Origin of the sequence: Actinomadura violacea (genome assembly GCF_017573465.1) — a bacterium.
GTDB classification, from domain to species: Bacteria; Actinomycetota; Actinomycetes; order Streptosporangiales; family Streptosporangiaceae; genus Spirillospora; species Spirillospora violacea.
Genome location: NZ_JAGEPF010000016.1, coordinates 19832 through 39736, shown reverse-complemented (window position 1 = coordinate 39736; position 19905 = coordinate 19832). Strand labels below are relative to the sequence as shown.

Below are 19905 nucleotides of genomic sequence, written 5' to 3'. Positions count from 1 at the left end.
ACCGATCAGCCCATGGAGGATCCGCTGTCCAGGCGTCCTCTGTAAGGAACTCGCTGACCTGCGGTTTTACCCTCAACATGGTGTGCTTCGAGCCCCCAGGATGCCACAGGCGACGTCTGTTTCCCAGGTTTGTTGGGGAACCAATCGACTCCCCCGACGATCACGCTCCGTACTTCCCTGGGGAAGATCAAAAGCGATCGCTCAGCGCGTCTTCCGGACGTGGAACGTCCCGCACCTCATGCAGAAGACCGGCTCCATCTCGCCCGGCAGGATCTTGCCTTCGTCCTCCAGCCACTGGATGAGCTTCCAGGCGCTGGACTTGGTCGGGCGCTCCTTCAGCCCCGTGGGACAGCTCATGCCGCCACCGCCAGCTCGCTGGGCATCGGATGCTCAGCCAGGTGGAGCCCGACCCGGACGCGGACGAAGTCCCGGACGCCCTCAGGCGTGGTCAGGTCCGTCTTCACCAGGTGGGGGTATTCGGCGGCGTCCGCCCACAGGGCGGGGGCGGTCTGCCAGGCGTGGTCGTTGCGGTAGTAGCGGGCCCTGCGGATCTTGACGATGCGGCCCGCCGCCTCCAGCTCCAGCAGCGCCTCCGCGTACTGGGAGGCCGACATGGGCTTACGACCGTCCCTCAGGTGCCGGTTGACGTAGGAGACACCGTCGTACCGGCTCGGGCGGTCCTCGGGCTCCTCAGAGCCTCCCCAGGCCCTCTGACGGGCCAGGGAGGTCAGGTGCATGTGGGCCTTGAAGACGGTGTCCATGGTGTCCTCCTTGGCCCAGCGGGGGCCGACGTGGACGCACCGGTCAGGGTCGGCCCCGCCGAAGTTGCGCCTCACGACCTTGGTCCCGCACACGCAGACCTCGGCCTTGCTCTTCGGCAGGGGGCGGTCCCTCAGCACCTCATAGACGCCGTCCACCTCGGCCATCACCCACTCGGCGTTGGACAGGTACTCCCGGATCTCTCCCGTGGGGTCCTGGGCCTTCAGCCACTCGGCGTGCGGGCTGGTCGTGACGCCATCGGCCCGCAGGGACGCGATGCGCGTGAAGACGGCCTGTGCTCCCTCGGGGACGCCCTTCCTCCTCCAGTCCCTAGACCAGCGGTCGGGGTCGTTCTCACCCTTGATCTTCTTGGCGATGGCCTCGGCGTCGGCCAGGACTTCGCACCGGGGGATCAACAGACCCCGAGTGAGGGCATCCAGCCTGGTCAGGAGACTTTCCGACAGCCTTTCTCGGAGGACCACCGAGTCATCGGACTCGGAGATGTTGCTGTCGGAAACCGCTGTGACCTGCGAGGACTCGTACTTGCGGCGGGCTCCCCTCAGGTGGCGGCGGTAGTCGCCCTCCCGGAACGGCCAGGAGGGGGCCTCGATCTCGTCGGCCAGCTCCCGCCACAGGGTGAAGATCTCCCCGTCCTCCAGCCCCTGGAACACCCACCCGTAGACCGCGCGGGCCAGGGTGTCATCGTCCCCGTGGCCGTCCCCCCGGTACGCCCCGGGACGGGAGGAGCCGGTGCTCTCCCGCTTGGCCTCCAGGAGCGCCTCCACCTCCTGCTCGTTGGCCACCAGGACGGGCTTGCCCGTCCGCTCGTACCGGTCGCCGGAGTAGTGCAGGGACCCGGCGGCGGCCACGTAGCCCGCGCTCTTGATGTCCCCGCCCCGGATGGGTCCCTGGGTCGGCCACCGGTCCGTGGGGACGTGCCGCATGTCCAGGTAGATGTGGCCGCCCGCTCCCCGCCGGGTGTAGGCGTACTCCTCCAGCGGGAGCAGCTCCCCCAGGTCGGTCTCGGCGTACGCCTCGGGGTCGTCCACGTCGATGACGAGCAGGCCCGAGCGGGGCGAGCAGATGACGCCCACCTGGACGGCCTCCACGTCCGTGTCGGTCGGGTACCCGATGACCTCGTGACCCTGCGGGTCGTCCACGGTGTGGACCGAGCCGTACTCGTACTCGGTGAAGGCCCCCTTGATCGAGGGCTTCTTGGACCACTTCCCGGTCCCCCGCCGCAGGCCGTACTCCTCGTACCCGGGGAGCGGCTCGGTCTCTTCGACGTTCTGGAACGGGATGGTGGTGAAAGTCAGGGGCTGAGGGTTCGCCTTGAAAGCGTCGTTGGTCACCGCTAGCCTTTCTCGCAGGTGAATGTCTTTTCGGAGCCCCGTCGTGTCAGAGCGGCGGGGCTCCACCCTTTCTACAGGGCGCGTGATCACCTGTCATCCCAGGTCAGAGGTCACAGAATGGTCACGGAGACGCGTTCCCCAGTTAACTAATGAATGCCTTCCCCACTTATCTGGGGAACCGCGGGACAGGTGCATCTTCACTCTCTTGGGAATGCCCGAACGCGTGCTACAACGGCCCCATGGATGAATCGATGAACGGCGACTACTTCGAGTCGCAGCGAGTGAAGAGCGCCACCGCGCTGGCCGAACTCCGGATGGAGTCGGCCCGCCTGTCGCGTCAGCTCTCCCGGGTGCGCACCCTGGCCACCCCGGACACCCTGCGGGCCCTCCTGGACGTGCCGGAGGTGACCCGGTGAGGATCATCAAGGCCGACGTCCGGCCGGACGGCTACGTGGCCCTGTACGCCCAGCACCCGGACCACCCCTCGGTGGGCTACTGGGTGTACGCCTGCGCCGCCGACCGCACCTGGACCTTCACCTACGACAGCTTCGACGCCACCGCCTACGCCGAGGAGAAGTACCGGGGCTATCCCGGTATCCCCCGCCCCGAGGGCCTGGCCATCACCCCGGCGGCCCTGATCGTCCCCGGGGGTCAGTCCGCCGAGCCCTCGGGCTCCTGAGGGGCCACGAACGTCCCGCGCCCCTTGAAGCCCCGGACCAGGCCCTCCTCCTTCAGCAGGCGGAGGGCCTTCTGGACGGTCGTGTTGGTCAGCCCGCTCTCCTCGCACAGCTCGGCGATGGAGGGCAGCCGGGAGCCCGCCGGGTAGGTGCCGTCCTCGATGCGGGCGCGCAGGACGGCGGCCAACTGCTGGTGCAGGGGCTCGATGCCATCCAGTTCGATCATGTATCGAACGCTATCTGACCAGCACTAATGCCATCGATGTGCGTCTATCTATGGCTAGGTGTATCGAGGTGCGTCTAAGTTCGGAGCCATGGACACACCGATCGCCAAGGCCCAGGGCAGACTGGGCGCGCTCAAGATCCGGCTGGAGACCTACAACGGGCTGGACGTCCAGCTCCTGACCCACGGCGTCCGGGTCACCAACCCGTTCAGGGACGGATGCTGCGATGACGCCCCCGAGCCCTCGGACCTGGTCACCTGCAAGGCCCGCTCGGAGGACGGCGGGCGGCTCTGGTTCTTCCACTCCTGGGGAGAGCCCATCGCCGAGGCCGACAAGGTCGTGGACGCCTCGGTGGCCATCGCCTCCCGGCTCGGGGCGAAGTAGGGGTGGCCGTCCACAGGAGGGACCACCACCCCCGGGGGACCCTGGTCGTCCTGTCGGCCCTCATCGGCGTGGCCCTGGTGGGGCTCATGGCCCTGATCGCCGCTTCCCGCCCTCACGGCGTGCCTGTGGCGGCCCAGGAGTCCCCGACCCCTACCGAGCCCACCACCCCCGCCCGAGCGTGCGAGCGGGACGCCGTCCAGGCCCTGACGCGCACGGCCCTGGAGATGGCCGCAGGGGGCTCCTCGGACGCCTCGGTGGCGCAGGAGTACCAGCGCCTGGACGGCAGGGCCTACGCCGCCTACTCGGCCAGCCTGAACGACTTCCTGGAGGCCGCCCCGATCGGGGACCAGCAGGGCCTGGCCGCCCGGCTCCAGGTCGTCATGCCCACCGTCCGCAGGATGTGCGCTCAGTAGGTGAGCGCGTCCAGCTCAGCAGCGATACGCCCCGCCTCCAGGTCCGCCGGACGCCAGACAGCGAAGTCCTGTCCGGCGGCCTGGAGGGCGTACCCCACCCGTCGCTGCTCGGGTGTGAGGTGGCCGTAGTCGCTCTTCAGCTCCCGGAAGAGCACCCGCCGGCACCCCAGGATCACCCAGTCCGGCCAGCCCGGTGCCGAGCCCTTGGAGTTCCGGACGTGGAAGCCCCACAGCCCCCGCTCGTCCAGCAGCTCCCGTAGGGCCTGCTCCAGCTCCCCCTCGGACATCAGTGGCTCACCAGGGGGATGACCGCCGCCGCCAGAGCGCCCACCGACAGCAGGACCGCCACCGAGGGCAGCGGCCATCGGCCCCGCTCCAGCAGCCGGATCCTCGTCTCGTGGTCGGCGTGCTGCGTCAGGGCCTGGTCGAGCTTGATCTCGATCCGGACCAGCCGGTCGTTGGTGCTCGGCGACTCAGGCGTCATGACACCCCGTCCCTGAACACCATCGTGACGGTGCCGTCCTGCTCGATGGACCAGGACTCAACCTCCTGGTCCAGCTCCGGCAGGACGACCGTGCCGTCTTCGTAGATCTCCATGGTCTCTCCCTCGCGTACGTGCGCACGCGCGTGGCGGAATGGGTAAGTTACTGGCCGCAAGTTGCGCCATTCGATCTTGGGGACCCCCCTAAAAGGGCAGGTCAGAAGGCGATTTAGCCGAACCAGCTCCGGTTCTTCTTCTTGGCGGGGACCTTCTGCTCGGCGGGCTCGGGGGCGGGGGCCTCGGGCTCGGTCTCCACCGGGGCGGGCGGGGCCTCCACGATCACCGGGGCGGCCTCGGGAACGGGCTCGGGCTCCGGCGGGGCCAGGGTCTCCAGGATCGCCTCCATGGCCTGCACACGTCCCCGCAGGGCGGCCAGCTCCTCGTTGGCGTAGACCTCGGCGGCCTTGGTCGACTCCCGGGCCAGGTCCACGTCCCGCTTGGCCTCGATCTTGGCCACCTCCACCTGGGCGTCGGCCACCTCCGCCACGGCCTCGGCAGCCTCGGCGGGGGCGTCGTCCACGAGGATGATCTCCCCGTTCGGCCCGTGCGTGTGGGCTTCCATCAGTTGTCTCCTCGTCGGTACGGGTTGTACGGAAGTTCGTGCTCGCGCCCCTTGTACTTGGCCGCGATATAGGCACGGGCCTTGGCCTTGTCGATGGCCCTGAAACGAACCTGGTAGCCCTGGCCCGTCCCCTCGATCTCGGCCTTCATGGAGTAGCCCAGATACGTGGCACACCGGTGCAAGGAACGCTTGATCTCCACGGCTCGGTCGTGGGTGCTCAGGCCGCCATAGACCAGCTCCCGGTAATGCCCGCTGTCCGGATCCATTCCACCGTCCACGCTCGCCTGGATCAGGTGATCAGTGAGCGGCGGCTTTCGTGGACGCAAAGGCGAACCAGGTCCCCTGGGCATCTCCACCTCCGGCTAGTAAACGCTGTTAACGAGAGTGTAGGCTGTAAACGTGTTCGGATTGAAGACTGCGAAAGCATCGGTGGAGGACGCGAAGCGGACCGTCTCCACCGCCGCCGTCCTATCGGTGGTCGCTCTCGCCATCGCCGTGGTCGCCCTCGGCATCGCCGTCTCCAAGTAAGGATCGAAAATGACCGAGGGACTCATGACCTCCGATGGAAAGCCGGTCGACTCCGAGCCGGTGGGCTCGGAGGACCAGGACTTCGCGCAGATGATGGTGGGCGCGGCCAAGGCCGCCGATTCCGACGCCGCCAAGGAGGCCCCCGCCCCGCCGAAGAAGAGCGCCGAGGCCCCCTACGGCTACAAGCCGGACGGCACGCCGAAGAAGGCCGCCGGGCGTCCGCGCAAGGACCGCGCCTCTCAGCCGCGCGTACAGGCCCCCAAGAAGACCGAGGCGAAGAAGGACTACACCGAGGAGCTGACGGGCCTCGTACAGACGCTCTGGATGGCCACAGCGGCATTCGCGCCCGCCGACGCCGGAGCCATTCAGGTGCACGGCTCCAACGTCGTGAAGGCGTGGAACGACCTGGCCCAGGAGAACAGCCAGGTGGCCAAGGGCATCGAGTTCCTGACCACCGGCTCGATGTACGGCGCGGTGGTGGCGACCACGGCCCCGCTGGTGATGCAGCTCCTGGTCAACCACAACGTCCTCCCGCACGAGCGCCTGGCCCCGCTCGGCGTCCAGTCCCCCGAGGCCCTGGCCGGACTCACCGAGCAGACCGTTGCGGGAATGGCCTCTCAGGCGGCCTGAGATGCTCATCAAGCGCATACCGCGCCTGGCCTTCCTCCAGGAGTACTGGGACTACAAGCCGGGCGAACATGTGTCCCTCATCGCGCCTACCCAGAACGGGAAGACGACGATGATCTGGGACCTGCTGAAGCACACCGACACGTCCTGGTGCTCGGTCCCTCCCGTCATGCTCGTGGCCAAGCCCAAGGACCCGGTGGTCTACAACGCCCTGGACCAGATGGACTACTCGGTCCTGAAGGACTGGCCGCCCCGCAAGAAGTGGTTCTCTCAGGAGGTGCCGGCGGGCTACGGCCTATGGCCTCCACACCTGATGGATGTTCCTTCAGAGGTGAACAACGCGCACCTGGCCGAGCGCTTCAAGCCCGCCATTAGCGACCTGTTCTGGAGGGGCGACAGCATCCTGATCGCGGACGAGATCTACTTTCTCTGCGCAGAGCTGAGCCTGTCCAAGGAGATGACCCGCTACTGGACTCAGGGCCACGGAATGGGAGCCGGTCTCTGGACGGCGGGCCAGAAGCCCTCGGGGACCCAGCAGGGCACCGTTCCGTCCTTCATCTACAACTCCCCGACCCACACATTCCTGGGGCGTGACCCGGACGAGAAGAACCGGAAGCGCTTCGGGGAGATCGGCGGCATCTCGCCCCGGCTGGTCGAAGAAGCGGTAGCTGGATTGGCCAAGTACGAGTGGCTGTACATCCACCGGGACGGGCCCACCTACTGCATCGTCCAGGCGTAGCGCAGAACAGTTAACGCCGTTTACTATGTAGGCGTGGAACACGACTCGGGATGCCCGCTCTCAGGGACGCCGGAACTGCACAGCGATGCGGCCAGGCGGTGCTCTGACGCGGTCAATCTTCACGTCTCGGCCCTCGGCTGGGGCTCGGTCAAGAAGTGGGTGGCCGTCCGCCTTTCCGATGGGGGCTCCGATGGCGTCCTGTACGACACTCGCGCGGACGCCATTCGGCACCAGCTCCACGAGCGTCAGTGCGCGTACATCTGCGTTCCCCCCGGCGGCATGAATGCCTGCCAGGCCGAGTCGTTCATGCGCATGACGCGTAACGCCTACGACGCCGGAGCGCACCTGACCGACCCCGAAGCGCCCGAGATCATCCGCCGACTGACCCGGCGGGACCAGGCCGCGCAAATGCGCCGGATCAAGATTTCGCGATAGGAGCACCAATGCCGACTCAGGCACCCCCGCAGCAGGCTCAGGCGGCGGCCCCGGTCGCCCCGCCGCCGTTCCGGCGTGGCGTCTACGAGGTCGAGGGCACCGACTACGACCAGACCAAGACGATGGCCACGGGGACCGTTCAGTTCCCCACGTACACGCCCCGCGTGAACGACTGGCTCACCGGCATCTGGTTCCTCATCGAGTGCACCACGGCGTCGAATGCGGCCACCGTCGCCTTCAAGGCCGACGCGCCGTTCTCGGCCATCGACCACGTCACCTTCTACGACACCGGCAACCAGCCGGTCTTCGGCCCGATCACGGGCTACGACTGGCTGACCATCATGAAGTTCGGCGGCTACTTCCTGGTCGGCGACCCGCGTAGCGACATCTCCTACTCGGCCACCGCCGGATCGGGTTCCACGGGCGGCTCCTTCTCGATGGTGATGTACCTCCCGCTGGAATTCGTGAAGCGCGATTCCCTCGGCGCGGTCGAGAACAAGTCCACCGCCACCAGCTACACCGTGGAAATCGTCCTGGCGAAGTCCACCGACGTCTACTCCACCGCCCCCACCACCCTCGGCAACGTGCGGATCCGCACCACCCTGGACGGCTACACCAGCCCCCAGCCCGCCGACCCGCGCTCGGGCGTCGCGCACGCCGACTCCCCGCCGGTCCCGGGCACCTTCCAGTACTGGCGTTCGGAGAACGTCCAGCTCACGGCGGGCTCGATGTCCAACGTCCAGCGCAACGGCCTGGGCTTCCCGATCCGCAACATCCTCTACAAGCTGGTGGACTCCACCGGCTCCCGCTCCCAGGGCGACGCCGACTGGCCGGACCCCGTCACGGTGAACTTCGGGCGCATCACGCTGTTCCAGCGCCAGACCAAGCTGTGGCTTTCCCGGATGGGCAAGAACTACGGGCTCACCTCCACTTCCACGGACGTCTCCCTCGGCCGCGAGAACGGCGTCTACCCCGTCTGGTTCACCGACGACTTCGGATTCCAGCCGGGCGCGGAACTGCGCAACGGCTACCTGGTGACCCAGGTCGGAAACGAGCTTCAGTGGCAGGGCACCGTGGGCGGCTCGGGCACGCACACGCTCTACACCCTGACCAACTGGATCGCCACCCCGGGCAACAACTACGGCGCGCTCACGGGCCGGTAAGGAGAACCGAGCAATGGGCAACAAGAAGTCGCTCCTGATCGCGGCGGCGTTCCTGGCCGGTGTCGTTCTGGCACCCCGGGTCCGCGCCCTCCCGGTCCTGAACAAGCTGCCCTCGGTCTGAGCGATGGCGCGCAGCACGGGAATCATCCTCGTCGTCGGCGGTATCTCGCTGGCGAATGAGGCCGTGTTCGCGCCCATCGCCTCGGGCGGGGCCATCAAGGTCGATTTCAACTGGCGCATCATCCCCGCCACCCTGGTGGCGGCGGCGCTGGTCGGTGGCCTTGAGCAGATCTCGGCGAAGATGGCGGTCGGAGTGGCCTACATTTCGCTGATCACCGTGCTATTCGCCCGGCTGGGAAATGCACCGGCACCGGTGGAGAACCTGGCCAAGGCATTGGGCTATAAGAAGTAGGAGGACGCCGTGAACAACGCGCTCCAGACCCTTATCGCGGGGGCGGTGGCCATCGGCATGGCCACCGCAGTCCTGCTGCCGGGTCGCCAGACGCCGCAGGTCATCAAGGCCGCCAGCGGCCTGATCAGCGGCACCCTGAAGACCTCGATCACCGGGAAGTGACATGGCTACCGCGCTGCCCGGCATGTACGGGACCCTCAGCCAGGACGAGCAGATCGCGGCGTCCAAGGCGGGCCCCGTGCACGCTGGGCACGGGGTGGAGCAGGACCCCTCGATCACGCGGGGGATCCGGGGCAAGGACGCCGCGCTGTACCCCTCCCCGCTCCCCGTGGCGGGCTCCCTGCCGGGCTTCCAGGCGGGGGCCAACCCCGACCTGACCCCGATCACCCACGCGGCCCCCACGGCTGCCTGGGCGCAGATGGACGCCGGTACGGCCCAGGCGATCTCGTCGGGCTTCCACGCGGTCAAGTTCGTGGAGCCGGGGGCGGTCCGCTACGTCCCGCCCAACGTCATGGACACCTCCCCGGTGTTCGACGTGACCCCCGGGGAGAACCGTCTGGCCAAGGACGTCCCCCGCCAGATCCGGGGCCAGTCCGACGACATCAGCCAGGGCGGCGGCGTCGGCAACGACTACGGCTACGACTCCGCCCACGTCATCCGGTACCGCTCGCACGGCTGGGTGCCGACGTGGTTCGTGGGCTCGGCCGAGCGTGCCATCCGCCAGAACCCCCTCCAGGGACGCAACGCCCGGGTCAACGTCGACTCGCGCTACGCCTCGGGCGGGGACCTGGCCAACCTGAACGCCCCGAACGCCTCGGCCCCGAGCGCGTACGTGGCCCCCTCCAACCCCGACACGCTCCCAGGCCCGGGAGCCTCGGCCGGATTCGCGTGGTGAGGCATGGCTGACACGATCAAGATCCCCGGCGTCGGGACCGTCCCCAAGAAGTACGCCCTGATGGGCGGCGGTGTCGTCGTGGTCATCGTCGGGGTGGCCTACTACCGGCACCGCAACGCCCCGCAGGTGCCGGCGGCCTCCACCGCGCCCAGCGACGGCACCTACACCGACCCCACCGCGGGCTCCACCCTCCCCTCGGGCTACCTGGGCGACTCGGGCTACTACCCCTCGGGCGGGACGCCGTACGCGCCCTACGGCTACGACGTCTACGGCAACCCGCTGCCCGCCTCCACCGGGCTGGGCTCCGGCGGCGTCTACACCACGAACCTGGACTGGGCCAACGCCGCCGAGTCCCAGTTGGAGTTGTCGGGGGTCTCCCAGTCGGTCTCGGGGACGGCCATCTCCAAGGTGCTGGCGGGCCTGGCGGTCACCTCCGACCAGAAGAACATCTTCCTGGAGGCCGTGGGCCTGCTCGGTCAGCCCCCGCAGGGCTACCCGACGCCCATCAAGGTGAGCGACCCCACCGGCACCCCGGGAGGCACCACCGCCCCGTCCGGCTCCAGCCTCCCCGCCCCCAGCGGCCTGCACGCGGCCTCGGTCGGCAAGACCACGGTGCGCATCGAGTGGAAGGCCGTCCCGGGTGCCAAGGGCTACGCGGTCTACGACGTGGCCGACCCGGCGGGCGGCGGCACCCCCACGGGCGTCCGCCAGCAGTCGGTTGTGTACACGAACTACAACAAGGCCGGACTGAAGCCGAACACCCGCTACCGCTTCGACGTCCACGCGCTGGGCGCTGACAACAAGCTCGGCGCGCGGGCCCGCATCTACGTCACGACTCACAAGTGAGGGCAGCATGTCCATCCTGAAGCCCGAGGGCTCCCTGACCCTGGGTGCGGCCACGGCGGCGGTGGTCTACGCCGCCTACACCTTCAACCTGCCCAACGTCGCCACCATGACGGCGACCCTGCCGCACGACTCCAACATCGACTCGGCCCGCAAGCGTGCGGCCTGGACGAGCGCGGGGGCGGTCATCGTCGTCTCGGCCCTGGCCAAGGACAAGACCATCTTCGTCCTGGGCGGCCTGACCCTGGTGGCGCTGGACTGGCACGCCCGGCACGCCAACGGCATCCACCCCGAGACCGGCAAGACGGTGGCGGCCACGCCCAAGTCCTACATGCCCGCTCAGCAGGTGGCGGAGGCTCCGGCCACGCCGTCCTACGCGGGCTTCGCGATGTAGGCGGCCATGGCGACCGGCGGTAAGGACGTCAGCGCCCTCGGCGTCGGCACCATGGCGGCGGGGGCGCTGCTGGTGTGGTCGGGCCTGCGGGGTTCCAGCGTCCTGTCCGCCCTCCAGGACGTCATCAAGGGCAACAAGCCCTCGGGGGCCAACGTCCACCAGATCCAGGCCCAGGCGGGGGCCGCCGACCTCACCTCGGTCGGTGCGGGGGCGTCCGGCTCGGTGCTCAACATGGCCGTCCAGGTGGCGAACTCCCCGGCGGGCAAGCGGAACTACTGCTGGGGCGGCGGTCACTCGGGGAGCCCGTGCTCGGCGTCGTGCTTCGACTGCTCGGGCTACGTGAGCTGTGTCTTGAACCGGCTGGGCCTGCTGAAGGGCTCGATGGTCACCACGGGCTTCATGACCTGGAGCGGGGCCACCACCGTCCCCTACAGCCAGCGCCAGCCGGGCGACCTGTACGTCTCGGCCACCCACATCGGGATCATCGCCAGCTCCACCCAGATGTGGAACGCCGCGTGCACGGCCTGTGGCCCGGTGAAGCTGTCCAACTACGTCGGGCGCTCGGGCTACATCGTCCGGCGCGTGAAGAACGCTCAGGGGGCCTGATGTGCGGGTGCGAGAAGCGCAAGGAGTGGCTGAACGACCTGGCCCCGTCGCTGGGGCTGGGCAACCGGGTGGCGGTCGTCGCCGAGCCCGTGAAGGAGGAGCTGGAGCAGATGAACAAGGGCGTCGTCTTCATCGTCGGGGTGGCCGTGGGCTTCTGGGCCGTCCCCTGGGCGCTGCGCTTCTACGCCGAGCGTCTGGTCTGACCGCCATGGCCCAGCCGAAGCAGATCAACGCCATCGCCGTGGGCGCGGTCGGCGCTGGCCTGGTCTTCATCTGGTCGGGCCTGCGCGGTTCCAGCGTCCTGTCGGCGCTCCAGGACATCATCCGGGGCAACCGCCCCTCGGGCAGCCAGGTGCACGGCATCAGCGCCCAGTCGGGGCCCACCGGTGACGCCTCCACGGGCGTCACGGGACCCGGCAAGCAGTACTGCGCCAGCGTGTTCGGCGGTCCCTCGGACCCGGGCACCGGCAGCCGTGGCTACCACGGCGACAACCTGAACGGAACGATGAGCTATGCGGAGCTGGGGATGGGCAAGGCCATGGGCAATCTGCCCTACCGCCAGAAGCTCCGCATCACCTACAAGGGCAAGTCGGTGGTGGCCGAGAAGCTGGACATCGGCGCTGGTGGTGCTGGCTGCGGTGGCCACGCTCGCGGCATTGACCTGTGGTACCAGACCGCCCAGGCCCTCGGCTTCGACGGCCTCGGCGTCGTCTCCGTCGAGCCGGTCTCGTGAGGAGCTGACGATGGCACCGACTCCCCCGCCCACCTCGGCGGCGGCCAAGTCCAAGTACAACGCGGTGGCCGCCGCGCTGACCCGGGTGAAGGCCAAGAACCCCGCCCTGGCCCAGCGCACCGTCCAGGACTGGGTCAGCGGCGGCTTCAAGCTGTCCACCCAGCTCCAGGCCGACATCGCGATGATCGCGGCCATCAGCCCCTCCGACGCCACGACCATCCGCAACGGCATGAACGACCCCGGCGTCCAGGCCCTGGCCATCTCGGGCTTCGTCAGCCCCGCGATGAACGCCATCGGCAACACCGTGGGCAACGTCGCCGAGCGGGTGGGCAACCTCCCCCAGAACACCCTGAAGGCCGTGGGGGACGGCCTGCACAACACCCTGGACGTGGCGGGGGTCCTGTCGACCCTGCTGGACCCCGACACCTGGCTGAGGGTCGCCGAGGTCGTCCTGGGCGGCGCGCTCATCGTCGTCGGCCTCATCAAGCTCACCAACGTGGCGTCCCTCGTCGGGAGCGCCACCCCTGCCGGACGGATTGTGAGGGCCCTGAAGTGACCGACCACATCGACCCCGACGCCGTGCTGATCCAGCACGAGACCGAGCACCCCGCCGACATCGAGGTGCCCTCGGTGGACCCCATCCCGGTGGTCACGGTGGGCTCGGTCGCGGTGGAGGAGATCCTCCCCCAGCACGTGGCCCTGCGGACCTTCGTGCTGACCACCGACAACCCCTACAAGCAGCTCCTGGCGCTGGACCCGCTGCGCGTCCGGGCCACCCTGCTGGCCCTGGACGACGACGTGGTCCTGACCTCCAGCCGGGCTCAGGCGATGTCCCCCGCCAACCTGGAGGCGACGCTGGCGGCCCCGGACGGCGCGGTCCTGCCCAAGTCCTTCCCGGTGTCGCTGGACACCGTGGGGGAGGTCTGGGCGACGGCCCCCACCGGCACCTACCCCGCCCGGGTGGCGGTCTACATGACCCGGAGGACGCTGTGAGCACGCGCTCCCGCAGGTTCCTCACGGCGGTGGTCGTAAGTGCCGGCCCCCCGCTGGTGGCCCTGGCCGTCCAGCGCTACCTGGCCGACCCCGACGCCCTCCGGCTGCTCGGCATGCGGGGCTCCCTGGCGGTCAAGCGGGTGGCCGACGCCCAGGTGAGCGTCTGGCAGCGGGTCTCGGCCACCGCCGCCACCTCCTACCAGCGGGCACGGCTATGACCCAGGTGCAGCTACGCGCGGTCGGGAGCGGCACCCTGGACGGCTCCGGCTCGGGAACCGTGCGCGTCGGCCCGCTGGGGCACGGGGTGACGTGGCTGCCCAAGGTCGCCTCCATCCGGATGGCGGGCGACCCGCCGCCCACGGCGGCCACCTGCTACGTCTACGCCGGGGTGATGGCCACCGACGCCTACTTCTGCGACGCGACCTACGACGTGAACAACGACAGCACCGACCGTGTCTCGGGCTCGGAGCTGAGGCTGGGCCAGTACGTGTTCGCGGTCTGGTCCGGCGGCACCCCCGGCGCGGACGTCACGCTGATCGTCACCGGAGACCAGGAGGTCCCCTAATGAGCGGCTTCAACAACCCGGTCGTCGGCGGGAACGACACCCTGGTCCGCGAGGCGATCCAGTCCGATGGCTTCCAGTCCGGAGTGAGCGGGTGGCGGATCGAGCGGTCCGGGGACGCCGAGTTCAATGACGTCGTGGTGCGCGGCACCGTCCGGACGGGCGACTCGGGCCAGTACATCCTGATCGAGAGCGGCCCGGACGGGAACCGCATCCAGTTCTTCTCGGGGGCCGTCCAGGAGGTCGCCCCCGGCGTCGTGGAGGTCGACCAGCCGGTCTCGGGCCAGTCCACGCTGACCGTGGCGGCCCCCGATCTCGGCTACGGCAACCCGCCCGCGCTGACGCTCACCTCCGGCCCGCTGGTGAGCGACAACAACGCCGACCTGTCCTCCCCGTACTCGATCACGATGAACGCCGAGATCCTGTCGCTGGCCTTCAGCCAGCTCTTCGACCTGATCTCCGCGCGCATCAACCTGACCGCCACCGGGGCGAACGGCATCAACCTGGACGGCGGCCCCGGCGGCATCAACGCCTCCAGCCTCATCACGGCCAGCGGCGGGATCCTGCTCCCGGTCGGGGAGTACATCAAGCGCGGGGGCCTGGGCACGCCCACCTTCGGCACCGGCTGGAGCGCGTTCGGCGGGGGCTTTCAGGCCCCCCGCTACATCGAGTACCCCGACCACACGGCGGGCCTGATCGGCGTCGCCACGGGCACCCCGGCCACCGGCGGGACGACGATCCTGTCCTTCCCCGCCGGGCTGGCCCCCGCCGCCTCCCACACCTTCGACGCCCCCTGCAACAACGGCAAGCACACCCAGCTCCTGGTGACCAGCGCGGGCAACGTCGTCCTCCAGAACCCTGACACCGGCATCACCTGGGTCAGCCTCGGCAACATCTCCTGGCCGATGGTCGGCTTCTAGACGACCCGGCAGCGCTCGCCACCACGAGACTGGCACCCACGCCAGAGGGGCCGAGCACCGATTCCCCCCGGTGCTCGGCCCCGCCCTCTCAGCGGCCCTGTGAGGGCCTCAGAGCCTGTCCCCCAGGGCCAGCCGGTGGCCCGCCGCCCTGGCCCGCTCGTCGGCCAGCGACGCCCCGTAGCGCTGGAGCATGGTGGGGCTCCTCCAGCCCGCCAGGCGCATCAGGTCGCGCTCCTGGCCGCCCGCCGCCAGGTAGTGGTGGGCGAAGCTGTGCCGGAGCTGGTGGGGGTACAGCATGTAGATCCCGGCGTCCTCGCCCCGCCGCTGGACCATCTGGTAGATCCCCGAGGCGGTCAGGACGGTGCCGTTCTTGGCCGACAGCCACAGCTCCGGCCGCCGGGCCTGGGGCCGCTTGGCCCTGGCCTTCAGGTAGCGGTCCAGGCTCAGGGCGGTCTTGTGGCCGAACGGGACGGCCCTGGGACGGCGGCCCTTGCCCACGACGTAGACCACCCGGTCGTCCAGGTCGACGTCATCGACCACGAGCTTGGCCAGCTCGTCCTTGCGGATCCCGCAGTCCATGAACAGCGAGATGATCGCGTGGTCGCGCCGGTCGATGAAGTCGCGTCCGCTGGCCCCCTTCAGCAGCGCCTGGAGCTGCTCCTTGGACAGCACCGGGACGGGCTTGTCGGGCACGATGACGGCCTTCATGCCCAGCATGACGTTGGGGGCCTGCTCCTCGGCGGCCCACCACTTGAAGAACTGCTGGAGGGCCCGGTGGAGGTTGGAGGCGTACCCGGCCGAGCGGGACTCCAGGATCCCGATCGTCCAGCCCTCGATGTCGCGGGGCTCCACGTCCATCCAGCCCCGGCAGTCGGTGTGCTCGGTCAGCCAGGTGGCGAACTTCTCGGCGGCACCGACGTAGATCTTGATCGTGCGGGGCGACTTGTTGGTCGCTGCCAGGTGCCTCCGGAAAGAGGTGATGTCCTGGCTGTAGGGGTCGAACGCCATTCCAGTAACCTTCTGTCTCTGGTCACCCTCATTCGACTGGTTGTAGGCGTTCTCTCGGGTAGAGGCCCCCATGGTACGTCTCCTCCGTTCGGGAGGGTGTTCCCGCAGCTCAGAACACGTTTCGCGTCCTCAGGAGGGCCACCTTGGCTCAGTCATCGCTGTCCAGGCGAGCACTCATCACCGGCATCACCGGACAGGACGGCTCGTACCTGGCCGAGCATCTGCTTGACCTGGGGTACGAGGTGTGGGGCCTGGTCCGGGGGCAGGCGAATCCGCACGTGTCGCGGCTGCGCAAGCACATCGGCGACGTCCAGATCACCACCGGCGATCTGCTGGACCAGGGCAGCCTGATCTCCGCGGTCGAGCGGGTCCAGCCCGACGAGGTCTACAACCTCGGCGCGATCTCCTACGTCCCGATGTCGTGGCAGCAGGCGGAGCTCACCGCCGAGGTGACCGGCATGGGCGTGCTGCGGATGCTGGAGGCGATCCGGGTGGTGTCGGGCATCAGCCCGTCCCGTACCCCCGGCCGCGAGCAGATCCGCTTCTACCAGGCGTCGTCCTCGGAGATGTTCGGGATGGTCCGGGAGACGCCGCAGAACGAGAAGACGCCGTTCCACCCCCGCAGCCCCTACGGCGTCGCCAAGAGCTACGGGCACTACATCACGCAGAACTACCGCGAGTCGTACGGGATGTTCGCGGTCAGCGGGATCCTGTTCAACCACGAGTCGCCGCGCCGCGGCGCCGAGTTCGTCACCCGCAAGGTGTCGCTCGGCGCGGCCCGCATCAAGCTGGGCCTGGCCAAGGAGCTGCGGCTCGGGAACCTGGACGCCCGCCGCGACTGGGGCTACGCCGGCGACTACGCCCGCGCGATGCGGATGATGCTCGCCCAGGACTCCCCCGAGGACTATGTGATCGGGACGGGGCAGACCCAGTCGGTGCGCGAGCTGGTCGAGTTCGCGTTCCGCACCGCCGGGCTGAACTGGGAGGACCACGTCGTCCTGGACGCCAAGTACACCCGGCCCGCCGAGGTCGACCTGCTCTGCGCCGACCCGAAGCGCGCCCGCGAGCAGCTCGGCTGGGAGCCCGAGGTGACCTTCGAGGGCCTGGTGACGATGATGGTCGAGTCGGACCTGCGGCTGCTCGCCGAGTCGGCCCGTCCCGAGGACGAGCCGTTCAGCCCCGACCACTGGTGATCCCTTGACCGCGGGCGTGGCACGATGCCCGTATGGCCACTTGTGAGCACGTTCGGTCCGTTCCGGTGGAGGACCCGGCGCCGGGCACCCCGCAGGGCTGCCAGGAGTGCCTTGAGCAGGGCACCCGATGGGTGCACCTGCGGCTCTGCCTGAGCTGCGGGCACGTCGGCTGCTGCGACTCCTCCCCCATGCGGCACGCCACCGCGCACTACCAGAAGGAAGGGCACCCGATCGTCCGGTCGTTCGAGCCGGGCGAGGACTGGCGCTGGTGCTTCGCCGACGAACTGATCGTCTGATGGGACCGGCGGGCCCGGGCCGGAGGGCGCGCACCGCCGGGAGGCCCTGATGCCGGACGTCCGGCTGGGCACGGCGCCGGGGCGCTGGATCCTGCTGGCGACCGTCCTCGGGTCGAGCGTGGCGATGCTCGACTCGACCGTGGTGAACGTGGCACTACCGCGGCTCGCGCGCGACCTGCACGCCGACATGGCGGGGCTGCAGTGGACGGTCAACGCCTACACCCTCACCCTCGCCGGGTTCATCCTGCTCGGCGGGTCGCTCGGCGACCGGTACGGCCGCCGCCGGATCTTCCTGATCGGCGTGGTCTGGTTCGCGGTGGCGTCGGTGCTGTGCGGGATGGCGCTGAACGTCGAGATGCTGGTGCTCTCGCGGGCGCTGCAGGGCATGGGCGGCGCGCTGCTCACCCCCGGCTCGCTGGCGATCATCCAGGCGTCGTTCGCGGCCGACGACCGGCCGCGCGCGGTCGGCGCCTGGTCGGGGCTCGGCGGCGTCGCCGGGGCCGTCGGCCCGTTCGCGGGCGGCTGGCTGGTGGAGGCGGCGGGCTGGCGGTGGGTGTTCCTGCTCAACGTGCCGCTCGCGGTGGTCGTGGTGCTCGTCGCCGCCCGGCACGTCCCGGAGAGCGTCGACCCGGACGCCCGCGGCCGCTTCGACGTGCCCGGCGCCGCGCTGGCCGCGCTGGCGCTGGCGGGCACGACGTACGCGCTGACCGAGGCGCCGGGCGGCCGGACCCCGGCGGTCGTGATCGGCGTCGCGGCCGTGGTCGGCGTCGCGGCGGCCGTCGGGTTCGTGCTGCTGGAGCGGGCGCGCGGGCGGCGCCGGCGGCTGTTCGGCGGGCGGCCGGGGCCGGGCGGGCGCGAGGTGCCGCAGCCGATGCTGCCGCTGGACGTGTTCGCCTCCCGGCAGTTCTCCGCCGTCAACGTCGTCACGTTCATCATGTACGGCGGGATGGGCGTGCTGTTCTTCCTGTTCGTGCTCAACCTGCAGGTCGTCGGCGGGTTCTCGCCGATCGCGGCGGGCACCGCGCTGCTGCCCGTCACGGCGCTGATGCTGCTGCTGTCGGCGCGGGCGGGCGCGTTCGCGCAGAAGGTCGGCCCGCGGCTGCCGATGACCGCCGGGCTGGCGGTCGCCGCGCTGGGCATGCTGCTGGTCGGCCGGATCGACAAGAACTCCTCCTACGTCCAGGACGTGCTGCCCGCCGTGGTGGTGTTCGGGCTCGGGCTGTCCGCGGTCGTCGCGCCGCTGACCGCCACGGTGCTGGCGACGGCGGACGTCCGGCACGCGGGCGTCGCCAGCGGCGTCAACAACGCCGTCGCGCGGGCCGCCGGGCTGCTCGCGGTCGCCGCGATCCCGCCGCTGGCCGGGCTGACCGGCGACGCCTACAACGACCCCGCCCTCTTCTCGCACGGCTTCCGCATCGCCATGACGGCCTGCGCGGCGCTGCTGGCCGCCGGCGCCGTGCTGACGTTCTTCACCGTGTCCCGCGACGCGCTGCGCGCGCCGACCGGCGAGCAGGTCGAACCGGAGTGCCGCAGCCACTGCTCCGTCGGCGCCCCGCAGCTGCAGCCCGAACCGGAGGCCGTCCCCGCCGGGCCCCCGGGTCACGACGGCACGAAGGCGGCGCCGCCGCGGCCGTGACCGCCCGGCCCGTTCTCGGTCCGATTCCGGCTATGTCCAGGACCGGAGCGGTTCGTTGTCATACGGTCGTGACATGAATCTGCGGCAGCTGCGCTATGTCGTGGCGACCGCCGACCACGGCACGATGACGTCGGCGGCCCAGGCTCTCTATGTCGCGCAGCCCGCGCTGTCGCGCGCCGTCCGCGAGCTGGAGCGCGAGCTCGGCGTGGAGCTGTTCGCCCGCTCCGGCCGCGGCGTGGTCCTCACCCCGGTCGGCGAGAAGGTGGTCCGGGAGGCGCGGGCGGCGCTGGACGCCGTCGACGCGATCGAGGGGATGTCGGCGGCCCGCTCGGACGGGCGCGGCGCCGAGCTGCGCGTCGCCACCACCCCGTCGCTGGAGCCGGAGCTGACCGGCCGGCTGCTGCCGCGGTTCGCCCGCGACCAGCCGGCGGTGCGGGTCCGCGTGGTGCGCTGCGCGGGCCGCGACGAGGCCGCCGCCGCGCTGCGGGCGGGCCGCGCCGACCTCGCCCTCACCGACCTGCCGGTGCCCGGCGACCTGACCGCGCACCCGATCGAGCAGCGCGAGATGGTGCTGGTCTCGCCGCCGGCGCTGCGGCTCCGCGAGCCGGTGCCGCCCGCCGCGCTGGACGGGATGCGGCTGGTGCTGCCCGCCCGGGGCGGGGCCCGGCGCGCGGAGGTCGACGCGGTGCTGCGGCGGGCCGGCGCGAGGCCGGTGCCGGTGGCGGAGTCCGACGAGCGGGGCGCCTGGCTGGGCTGGGTGCGCGCCGGGCTCGGCTCGCTGCTGTGGTACCGCAACCAGCTGGAGGCCACCGAGGGCCTGGCCGTCCGGTCGTTCATGCCGCCGATCACCCGGCTGGTCGGGCTGGTGCACGCGCACCGCCGGCTCTCGCCGTCCGCCCGCGACTTCCTGGCCTTCGCCAAGGACGACGCCCGGGACGTCCGCGGCCGCGAGCCGCGCTGACCCCCGCACCGCCGGGCAATGCCGCCGGGCCGCACCGTCGTCCGCCGGG

General features: G+C 70.1%; 34 protein-coding genes. 26 read left to right on the top strand and 8 right to left on the bottom strand.

Going from position 1 to position 19905, the window contains the following annotated elements; translation table 11 throughout:
- Positions 1-201: 201 nt before the first annotated feature.
- Together J4709_RS25725 and J4709_RS25720 are read right to left on the bottom strand one after the other, a co-directional pair.
- Entirely contained in the window at positions 202-357 is a 156-nt protein-coding gene (locus J4709_RS25725) for a hypothetical protein (RefSeq protein ID WP_208244376.1), read from the bottom strand.
- Complete coding sequence (locus J4709_RS25720) at positions 354-2111, bottom strand: bifunctional DNA primase/polymerase (RefSeq protein WP_208244375.1); 1758 nt, start codon at positions 2109-2111, stop codon at positions 354-356. Before J4709_RS25720 ends, J4709_RS25725 begins: the two co-directional genes overlap by 4 nt.
- A gap of 239 nt (positions 2112-2350) precedes the next feature.
- Between J4709_RS25720 and J4709_RS25715 the strand changes: the two genes are divergently transcribed.
- A complete protein-coding gene (locus J4709_RS25715) occupies positions 2351-2527 on the top strand; it encodes a hypothetical protein (protein WP_208244374.1) in 177 nt (58 codons plus the stop codon).
- Positions 2524-2790, top strand: a complete 267-nt coding sequence (locus J4709_RS25710; protein WP_208244373.1) for a hypothetical protein — start codon at positions 2524-2526, stop codon at positions 2788-2790. The genes J4709_RS25715 and J4709_RS25710 overlap by 4 nt, the downstream gene beginning before the upstream one ends.
- Here J4709_RS25710 and J4709_RS25705 read toward each other — a convergent pair.
- The gene (locus J4709_RS25705; RefSeq protein ID WP_208244372.1) at positions 2763-3014 is read right to left on the bottom strand and encodes a GntR family transcriptional regulator; all 252 of its coding nucleotides are present in this window, start codon (positions 3012-3014) and stop codon (positions 2763-2765) included. The genes J4709_RS25710 and J4709_RS25705 overlap by 28 nt on opposite strands.
- A gap of 88 nt (positions 3015-3102) precedes the next feature.
- Here J4709_RS25705 and J4709_RS25700 point away from each other — a divergent pair, with 88 nt between their 5' ends.
- Together J4709_RS25700 and J4709_RS25695 are read left to right on the top strand one after the other, a co-directional pair.
- Positions 3103-3396, top strand: coding sequence for a hypothetical protein (locus J4709_RS25700; protein WP_208244371.1), 294 nt, complete (start codon positions 3103-3105; stop codon positions 3394-3396).
- Positions 3397-3398: 2 nt separating this feature from the next.
- Complete coding sequence (locus tag J4709_RS25695) at positions 3399-3809, top strand: hypothetical protein (protein ID WP_208244370.1); 411 nt, start codon at positions 3399-3401, stop codon at positions 3807-3809.
- On the opposite strand, the gene J4709_RS25690 is transcribed toward J4709_RS25695, so the two are convergent.
- From J4709_RS25690 to J4709_RS25675, 4 genes are all read right to left on the bottom strand, one after another.
- Entirely contained in the window at positions 3803-4096 is a 294-nt protein-coding gene (locus tag J4709_RS25690; protein WP_208244369.1) for a hypothetical protein, read from the bottom strand. The genes J4709_RS25695 and J4709_RS25690 overlap by 7 nt on opposite strands.
- Positions 4096-4293, bottom strand: a complete 198-nt coding sequence (locus J4709_RS25685) for a hypothetical protein (protein WP_208244368.1) — start codon at positions 4291-4293, stop codon at positions 4096-4098. Before J4709_RS25685 ends, J4709_RS25690 begins: the two co-directional genes overlap by 1 nt.
- 226 nt (positions 4294-4519) lie before the next feature.
- Entirely contained in the window at positions 4520-4912 is a 393-nt protein-coding gene (locus J4709_RS25680; RefSeq protein ID WP_208244367.1) for a hypothetical protein, read from the bottom strand.
- Positions 4912-5178, bottom strand: a complete 267-nt coding sequence (locus J4709_RS25675) for a hypothetical protein (RefSeq protein ID WP_208244366.1) — start codon at positions 5176-5178, stop codon at positions 4912-4914. The genes J4709_RS25680 and J4709_RS25675 overlap by 1 nt, the downstream gene beginning before the upstream one ends.
- 133 nt (positions 5179-5311) lie before the next feature.
- Between J4709_RS25675 and J4709_RS54900 the strand changes: the two genes are divergently transcribed.
- From J4709_RS54900 to J4709_RS25590, 18 genes are all read left to right on the top strand, one after another.
- Positions 5312-5440: a hypothetical protein gene (locus tag J4709_RS54900; protein WP_269757409.1), complete on the top strand. Its 129-nt coding sequence runs from the start codon at positions 5312-5314 to the stop codon at positions 5438-5440.
- Positions 5441-5449: 9 nt separating this feature from the next.
- A complete protein-coding gene (locus J4709_RS25670; RefSeq protein WP_208244365.1) occupies positions 5450-6070 on the top strand; it encodes a hypothetical protein in 621 nt (206 codons plus the stop codon).
- A 1-nt stretch (position 6071) separates the two neighbouring features.
- Complete coding sequence (locus J4709_RS25665) at positions 6072-6806, top strand: hypothetical protein (RefSeq protein ID WP_208244364.1); 735 nt, start codon at positions 6072-6074, stop codon at positions 6804-6806.
- A gap of 33 nt (positions 6807-6839) precedes the next feature.
- Positions 6840-7241 (top strand): hypothetical protein, encoded by a 402-nt coding sequence (locus tag J4709_RS25660; protein ID WP_208244363.1) that lies wholly within the window; start codon positions 6840-6842, stop codon positions 7239-7241.
- Between the two features lie 8 nt (positions 7242-7249).
- Positions 7250-8404 carry a hypothetical protein gene (locus J4709_RS25655; RefSeq protein ID WP_208244362.1) on the top strand — a complete coding sequence of 385 codons (1155 nt, stop codon included), beginning with the start codon at positions 7250-7252 and terminating at the stop codon, positions 8402-8404.
- Positions 8405-8528: 124 nt separating this feature from the next.
- Complete coding sequence (locus J4709_RS25650) at positions 8529-8816, top strand: hypothetical protein (RefSeq protein WP_208244361.1); 288 nt, start codon at positions 8529-8531, stop codon at positions 8814-8816.
- 9 nt (positions 8817-8825) lie between these two features.
- Entirely contained in the window at positions 8826-8978 is a 153-nt protein-coding gene (locus tag J4709_RS25645) for a hypothetical protein (protein ID WP_208244360.1), read from the top strand.
- A gap of 1 nt (position 8979) precedes the next feature.
- Positions 8980-9711 (top strand): hypothetical protein, encoded by a 732-nt coding sequence (locus tag J4709_RS25640; protein WP_208244359.1) that lies wholly within the window; start codon positions 8980-8982, stop codon positions 9709-9711.
- 3 nt (positions 9712-9714) lie between these two features.
- Positions 9715-10557: a fibronectin type III domain-containing protein gene (locus J4709_RS25635; protein ID WP_208244358.1), complete on the top strand. Its 843-nt coding sequence runs from the start codon at positions 9715-9717 to the stop codon at positions 10555-10557.
- Between the two features lie 7 nt (positions 10558-10564).
- Positions 10565-10948, top strand: coding sequence for a hypothetical protein (locus J4709_RS25630; RefSeq protein ID WP_208244357.1), 384 nt, complete (start codon positions 10565-10567; stop codon positions 10946-10948).
- 6 nt (positions 10949-10954) lie between these two features.
- Positions 10955-11554, top strand: coding sequence for an NlpC/P60 family protein (locus tag J4709_RS25625; protein WP_208244356.1), 600 nt, complete (start codon positions 10955-10957; stop codon positions 11552-11554).
- Entirely contained in the window at positions 11554-11757 is a 204-nt protein-coding gene (locus tag J4709_RS25620; protein WP_208244355.1) for a hypothetical protein, read from the top strand. Before J4709_RS25625 ends, J4709_RS25620 begins: the two co-directional genes overlap by 1 nt.
- A gap of 5 nt (positions 11758-11762) precedes the next feature.
- On the top strand, positions 11763-12287 hold the full coding sequence (locus tag J4709_RS25615) for a hypothetical protein (RefSeq protein WP_208244354.1): 525 nt from the start codon (positions 11763-11765) through the stop codon (positions 12285-12287).
- Between the two features lie 10 nt (positions 12288-12297).
- Positions 12298-12843, top strand: a complete 546-nt coding sequence (locus J4709_RS25610; protein ID WP_208244353.1) for a hypothetical protein — start codon at positions 12298-12300, stop codon at positions 12841-12843.
- Positions 12840-13280, top strand: a complete 441-nt coding sequence (locus tag J4709_RS25605) for a hypothetical protein (protein ID WP_208244352.1) — start codon at positions 12840-12842, stop codon at positions 13278-13280. Before J4709_RS25610 ends, J4709_RS25605 begins: the two co-directional genes overlap by 4 nt.
- A complete protein-coding gene (locus J4709_RS25600; RefSeq protein ID WP_208244351.1) occupies positions 13277-13498 on the top strand; it encodes a hypothetical protein in 222 nt (73 codons plus the stop codon). Before J4709_RS25605 ends, J4709_RS25600 begins: the two co-directional genes overlap by 4 nt.
- Positions 13495-13845 carry a hypothetical protein gene (locus J4709_RS25595; RefSeq protein ID WP_208244350.1) on the top strand — a complete coding sequence of 117 codons (351 nt, stop codon included), beginning with the start codon at positions 13495-13497 and terminating at the stop codon, positions 13843-13845. Before J4709_RS25600 ends, J4709_RS25595 begins: the two co-directional genes overlap by 4 nt.
- Positions 13845-14762, top strand: coding sequence for a hypothetical protein (locus tag J4709_RS25590; RefSeq protein ID WP_208244349.1), 918 nt, complete (start codon positions 13845-13847; stop codon positions 14760-14762). The genes J4709_RS25595 and J4709_RS25590 overlap by 1 nt, the downstream gene beginning before the upstream one ends.
- 108 nt (positions 14763-14870) lie before the next feature.
- Here the strand turns inward: J4709_RS25590 and J4709_RS25585 are convergent, their stop codons facing one another.
- Entirely contained in the window at positions 14871-15770 is a 900-nt protein-coding gene (locus J4709_RS25585) for a tyrosine-type recombinase/integrase (protein WP_208244348.1), read from the bottom strand.
- Between the two features lie 158 nt (positions 15771-15928).
- Between J4709_RS25585 and J4709_RS25580 the strand changes: the two genes are divergently transcribed.
- The 4 genes from J4709_RS25580 (at position 15929) to J4709_RS25565 (ending at position 19856) form a co-directional block, all read left to right on the top strand.
- Positions 15929-16963 (top strand): GDP-mannose 4,6-dehydratase, encoded by a 1035-nt coding sequence (locus J4709_RS25580; protein ID WP_208244574.1) that lies wholly within the window; start codon positions 15929-15931, stop codon positions 16961-16963.
- A gap of 32 nt (positions 16964-16995) precedes the next feature.
- A complete protein-coding gene (locus J4709_RS25575) occupies positions 16996-17259 on the top strand; it encodes a ubiquitin carboxyl-terminal hydrolase 14 (RefSeq protein WP_208244347.1) in 264 nt (87 codons plus the stop codon).
- Between the two features lie 49 nt (positions 17260-17308).
- Positions 17309-18895: an MFS transporter gene (locus J4709_RS25570; RefSeq protein WP_208244346.1), complete on the top strand. Its 1587-nt coding sequence runs from the start codon at positions 17309-17311 to the stop codon at positions 18893-18895.
- A 73-nt stretch (positions 18896-18968) separates the two neighbouring features.
- Positions 18969-19856 carry a LysR family transcriptional regulator gene (locus tag J4709_RS25565; protein ID WP_208244345.1) on the top strand — a complete coding sequence of 296 codons (888 nt, stop codon included), beginning with the start codon at positions 18969-18971 and terminating at the stop codon, positions 19854-19856.
- Positions 19857-19905: the final 49 nt, after the last annotated feature.